We start from the raw sequence: 6,395 nt of genomic DNA on the forward strand, positions 1-6,395 counted from the left end.
TATTTTATTTAAAGATCATCACCTTTTTGCAATTCATATTTAGCTAAAGCAGCATATTCGGCAGCAAAAGCGAAAGTAAACATACCTTCTACATTATTATTTGCTTTTGTAAGGCTCCATCCTACTAACAGATTTGTAGGAAGCATTTTCTTATACAGATATTTATCATAAGCATAGTCTAAGTTTTTTTGGAATGATTCAATAGCAGTTGAGACGCCATTATATCTTGGATATACATCAACAAAACCTCTCATTAATACATTATTGAACCAATTATTGAAACCACTTATTGAATATGAGTAATATCCCTCTTTTGAAGCATTTAGTTTGGCAAAATAACCGAAACTTGCATCCGAAAGAGATTTTATATCATTAAGATATGTAGGAATAAGAGTTACTCTATATAAATCAGAACCACCAGAGAGCATTGTACCACTATTATAGCTTATCTCATCTCCTGTTGGATCTGTTAGATTTTCATGTTTACGATATTTTACTCCATCTACTATTTCATAGCTTGGGCTGCATTCAGTACATCCGCCAAGCATATCATAATAAACTCCTTTACTCTCATTCATCAATGTCTTTTTCTGCCAGTCATATATTTTCTTTGCAAAAGAGAGATAGTATTTACTTTTCTTTTCAGTTACTGATTTACGGTTGCCATTTATATCTACCACTCCATAAGTAACCTCATCACTCTTGCCTCTATAGAGTTCATAAAGCCAAACCAATGGAGAGATAAAAGGTCCGTTGCTACATGAATGCTTTGTTACATAACCTGGTCCCCAAGGTATACCACCCGATTCTTCACCATTTTCATTTATTATGCAATCCCAGCCATCAAGGACATAACTTGCAAGGTACTCAGCTTTATCAAGATAAGTTTTTTCCTTTGTCAGATTATATGAGTTTATAAGTTCACGTATAAGCCATTCTTGGTCATCATAAACATTGTCAATGCCCGAAACAGAAGCTTTACCCTTCTCACTTGAACGATTCACAGCATAAACGCTCCACTCTTTTGTCTGAGTAAATGAAGTTAACGAGTATGTACCAAGATAATAGTCTATATTATCATATAGCTTGGCCAAAAGTTGTTTGTAACGATCAAAATTATCATTATATAATTTTGCATTACCATTACTTTTTTGAGTCTCTAGAGCTTCCATGATAGAATTGACAGCCTCAATAGATGATGTATACATCCAAACACTTGCCAATTCGCTCGACGCCGATTGTGTATATGGATTATAATATCTGGACATCACCATATTATCTCCTTTGAAATAGCATTCCACAGCATTATCTACAATCTCCATGGATCTTAAGATATTTTGTTCAACTATTTCTGAAGAAGTTAATTTGGGCTGTTCTATTACTGAAGTATCATCAGAATTATCACAGCAAGCAAAAGCTACAGTGAAAAAGCTAATGAATATTAAAGCTAATTTTTTCATTATAATTAGATTAGTTTTTACTCTCTAGCTCCAAAGAGCTAGAGAGAGTATATGTTAGTTTAAATTAATGCTATATATAACAAGCTTATTCTCATCACCATTTGAATCACCTTTGTAAACGCCCAAAGCCAATACTATATCTTTACCATTAAATTGTGATAAGTCATATTCAAAAGTTGCATAACCTTCAGGATTACCAGCACCTCCATTTTCATGAATAAATTTATAACATCCGTCAGTCGCTGCCGCTGCCTTATCAGCTGATACTTTTGTAGGCTGTAGATGAACAACGTTCATATTATTGTCTATAGCTGTGAACTTGAAGTATGTATAATTCTGACTACTGAAATTACGAGTCCTGAATACAAGCTTGTTGCAACCTGCTTTTATTGAGAATTTAGCATAGAAATATGCCTCTGGAGCTTTTGTATCAACAGCAGCATTACCACGAGTCTTAATCAAATAACCTTCACTTGGGAATACCTCTGGATCTTTTGCACGAGGAACAAATGACCATTCTGCACCGATATGAGCATTCTGTCTCCATGATTGGTATGCATTTTGGCGATTATCTTTGCCCAAATCGCCTTCGCATTTCGTAACACCTGTAAATGATGTTTTGTTCTGAGGCATAGTAGAGCGAACCATTTCCTGAGTTAAATGCCAATCTGATAGCTCATCATTGATAGCAGTACCTGGCAACCAACCCCAATCTTCAACTTTTTTTGTTGCAAATGCCATACGGCGAATTACAAACTGTTTCCAATAATCACCTGTTTTAGCACGATATGTACCTACAGCAATAACAACTTCCTTACCTATATATGAACTTAGGTCGAAATCAATATTAGAATAATTATCAGAAGTATTGTCTAATGATCTGTTATCTCCAACCTTAACAGCCTCAGGCTCAGAAGCAGACAAATCTATAACCTGGACACCGAAGATAGTAGGAGCATCAGCGCTGGTAGAGTGAGTTCTGCATTGAAGTGTCAATATACAGTTATCCTTTGTAATGAGTTTACGTCCATATACATAAGAGTCAAATACATTTAAGTCGGCAGGATTACTTCTTTCTGCATCGTTATTTCTTATCTGAATAGTTGTTCCTTCATTCTGTTCTTCCCAAGAACCAACAAAATCAAGTGATGCCATATAGTCGCATGCCCAATCCCAATGAGGATAATTTACTGCATTACCACCACCTCTATATTCATTATAATACCAATAATCTGAATTATTCAAATCATCAATTGTTTTATCACGAAGGATCTGACGTCCTCCCATGACAACTTCAATTGAAAATACTCCATCAACAAACTCATCAATACCTGCTATTCTTTCTATTGATGCATATCCTTCTTTTTCAAATTTAATTGTGTATGCATCCAAAGGAAGATTTTCTATGACAAACTTACCATCACTACCTGTTATTACACTCTGAGTATCACTGATGCTAACCTTAACTCCTGCAAGAGGATTATTATTATTTTTTGCATCCTTAATTATTCCTGTAATTTTTGCTGCGGCATATTCCATATTTGCATTAACAGTAGCTAACTTATCCGAGTTGAAACTCTTCTCTGTTATCGTAACACTTATTGTCTGGTAGTCTTGTTTTGAATAAGTTATAACATGCTTGCCGATTGGCACATTCTGAAGTGTATATACACCTTCACTATTTGTAGTAGCTGTTAATTCCGTATCAGATACTGATACAGTAACACCTGACAAAGGTTGTTCATAAACATCCTTTATAAGGCCAGTGATTTCACCCATTGCAAATCCTTCTTGGTCTGTAGCATCATCACTACAAGAACTCGCCGAAAAAGACAAGCATACAAGAATCATTGCAGTTGCTAATTGCATAGATAATTTTTGTAATTTTTTAAAAATCATAGTAAATTAAATTAAAGTTAGTTTTACAACTTGATTCGTTTTTGTTGATGCTAATATGAGTTAAGCACGATTAATTTTAGGGTTATTTTTTTGTTAAATCGCTAATTAATGTGGTAATCACCTCATTTTTTTTCTCTCTTTGAAAGTAATTCTAGTTTTATTCTTTATATATAAAAATATCTGATAATTTTACGACGGGACTAAAAAACGTCTAGTTTTTATTACTCTTAATTATACTTGAAATACGAATAACCTTTTTATTATGAAAAACCTAAGATTCACTCTACTCTTTTTTTTATTTATAAATACTTATTTTTGCTATGGTCAAGGGTTAATTTTCTATAGTTCCGAATATCCTATTGGGAAAAGGACATCATATAATGTTTTCGAGAAAGTTCATCCTTCATTTGAAGATTATTTTTCTATAGACTTCGACATTCAACTATTTCCTGTTACAGAAATTGGATATATTCTTAGAATCAAAGACGATGATAATAATAACATCTTCAATCTCTTTTATGATGGAAGAGGCGACAACTTTTTTAAATTTAATGAAGAGGGTAATAATACTCTGATAACATTCAAAATTGATAAGAATAATCTTATTGATAAAGGTTGGTTTCATATGAGGATAAAATTCGATCTAGTTAAGGATATTATTTCTCTGAATATTGATGGTAAAACTATTTCTGCAAAAGAGATAGGACTTCCTAATAAATTGACTCCTCAAATTGTATTTGGCAAAAGTGATTACATCATTGATGTCCCTTCTGTTGCTATTAAGAACTTATGTATTAGTAATAAACAAAAGAAATATGATTTTCCACTAAATCAAACTCATGGTAATACCGTATTAAGTAATAAAATGAAGGAGATAGGCTATGTTCTCAATCCTAAATGGGGTATTAATAACCTATATCATTGGCAATATATTACATCATTACATTCAAATAGCGTTGCAGGTACTAATTATAATAAAAAGAACCGAAATATTTACTACTATAACTCTGATTCTATCTTTATCTATAATATAAGTACAAAAACTATAGCTATAAGAAGGTTTAAGAAATCGTGTCCGGTACAACTTATTTTAGGAACGAATTTCATTGATATAAACAGTGACAAACTGTATACCTACGAACCATTCAATGAAGAAAGGAAAGACAACGAGCCTTCTGTTGCAAGTCTTGATCTTAACAGCTATGACTGGGATGTTCTTTCCACCGTTCAATTGCCGCAACAACTTCATCATCACGGAGCTTTTTACGATTCAAATAGTAAAAGATATACTATATATGGAGGCTTTGGTAATATGAGTTACAGCAATCAACTTTATTCTTTCAATATAGATAGTAAATCATGGACCAAGAATGATAGCGTATCAGGTAATGATTTCCCTAGATATTTTATATCTATGAAACATTATAGAAATAACGCCTATCTTTTCGGAGGAATGGGAAACCAATCAGGAGATCAGACAGTAGGAAGAAAGTATATATACGACTTACATAAATTCGACTTAAAAAGTAACAAAATAACTAAACTATGGGAAATAAAATGGAAGGGGAAAGATAATGTTGTTCCTGTGAAGCAGATCATTATGGATAATGAGAAATATTTCTATACTCTTTGCTATTCAGAAAGTATATCAGATTCATATCTAAGATTATATAGATTCTCAATCAAGACAGGAGACTATGAAATTTTAGGAGATTCTATCCCAATACATTCTGATAAGATAACTACAAATGCAAACTTGTACTATGATGAAAAATTACATAAACTTATCGTAACTGTGCAAGAGTTTAAAGATGACATTTCATCACAGCTTAAAATCTACACATTGGAATTTCCTCCTGTAACTGAACAGCAATATGCCGATTTTTCCCAAAAGCCATCACACCACTATATACAATACATAATCGCTTGTGTGATCATTATCCTCTTTTTTTCCTTCTTATTAATAAAATACCGTAGAAATAGATTTCTTAAAATGCTTAATAGTAATTCTGGAAATTATTCTATTTCAGAGATTGTTCCACGTCCAAATTCCATTTTTCTTTTCGGAGACTTTTTGGTCAAGGATAGACATAATAAGGATATTACTTATATGTTCACCAATAAACAACGACAAGCATTGTGCTTGATATTATATAAAAGCAACGAAAATGGCATATCATCCAAACTTCTTGGAAATTTATTATGGGAAGATAAATCTCCAGAACAGATGAAAGATTCAAGAGGAGTAATTATAAGCCATTTAAGACGAATTCTTAAAGAATTAGATGGTGTAGAACTTATTTATGATAAGGGCAATTTTAAGATAACAATGACGCCGGATTTCTACTGTGATTACTTCCAATGCATGGAAATTATATCTACTGATATAATTGAAAATTCATTTATGGCTTTACTATCTATATTAAAACGAGGAAAATTTCTTAGTTATTTTAATCAACCTATGTTCGACTCAGCAAAAGATAGTGTTGATTCTCAATTAATTCCTATATTACTCGACGGTATAAGTAAATTTTTCAAAAAGAAAAAATATATAATAGCTCTTAGAATTATTGACATTCTATTCAATATAGATCCATTGAATGAGAAGGCATTTATCTATCAGATTAAATCCCTAAAATCAATCCGACAGGATAATGAAGCTCACATAAAATATCATAACTTTACTGAAGAATACAGGAATAGCTTTGGAGAGGAATTCAGTACTAGTCTTAATGATATTTAGTTTGCTTAATCATAATTAATATAAGAGGCTTAAAATGTCATTATCTGTCCTGAACTAGAGAGGATATAGGATTACTATTATTTTATCACAGCATATATTATGGAATACTTGTTGGTTTCTTTAGATTATCGAAACGATGAGGATTATGTACAAAGCATTACAACCTATAGTCAAAAGTCTTATAATATATTCCGTACAGAGCTATCCACTGCTTCCATGGATTTGATTGAGTAAAAAAGATTGTAAGATTATATTATGAAAGAAATAGTATTTTCTCAGGAAAGGTATATAAA

The 6,395-nt window shown here is 32.1% G+C and carries 3 protein-coding genes; 1 reads left to right on the forward strand and 2 read right to left on the reverse strand.

Going from position 1 to position 6,395, the window contains the following annotated elements; translation table 11 throughout:
- Nucleotides 1-8: 8 nt before the first annotated feature.
- Nucleotides 9-1,460 (reverse strand): glycoside hydrolase family 76 protein, encoded by a 1,452-nt coding sequence (locus JCM15092_RS07935; RefSeq protein WP_024994199.1) that lies wholly within the window; start codon nucleotides 1,458-1,460, stop codon nucleotides 9-11.
- A 54-nt stretch (nucleotides 1,461-1,514) separates the two neighbouring features.
- Nucleotides 1,515-3,329, reverse strand: a complete 1,815-nt coding sequence (locus JCM15092_RS07940) for an MSCRAMM family protein (RefSeq protein WP_024994200.1) — start codon at nucleotides 3,327-3,329, stop codon at nucleotides 1,515-1,517.
- Nucleotides 3,330-3,621: 292 nt separating this feature from the next.
- Here JCM15092_RS07940 and JCM15092_RS07945 point away from each other — a divergent pair, with 292 nt between their 5' ends.
- Nucleotides 3,622-6,102, forward strand: coding sequence for a Kelch repeat-containing protein (locus JCM15092_RS07945; RefSeq protein ID WP_024994201.1), 2,481 nt, complete (start codon nucleotides 3,622-3,624; stop codon nucleotides 6,100-6,102).
- The last annotated feature ends 293 nt before the right edge of the window (nucleotides 6,103-6,395 follow it).

It is taken from the genome of Phocaeicola paurosaccharolyticus JCM 15092, assembly GCF_000613805.1.
Taxonomy (GTDB): Bacteria; Bacteroidota; Bacteroidia; order Bacteroidales; family Bacteroidaceae; genus Phocaeicola; species Phocaeicola paurosaccharolyticus.

Bases quoted from the DNA above. Each gene is read 5' to 3' on its own strand.
- JCM15092_RS07935 (WP_024994199.1), bottom strand. From the start codon at position 1,460: ATGAAAAAATTAGCTTTAATATTCATTAGCTTTTTCACTGTAGCTTTT.
- JCM15092_RS07940 (WP_024994200.1), bottom strand. From the start codon at position 3,329: ATGCAATTAGCAACTGCAATGATTCTTGTATGCTTGTCTTTTTCGGCG.
- JCM15092_RS07945 (WP_024994201.1), top strand. From the start codon at position 3,622: ATGAAAAACCTAAGATTCACTCTACTCTTTTTTTTATTTATAAATACT.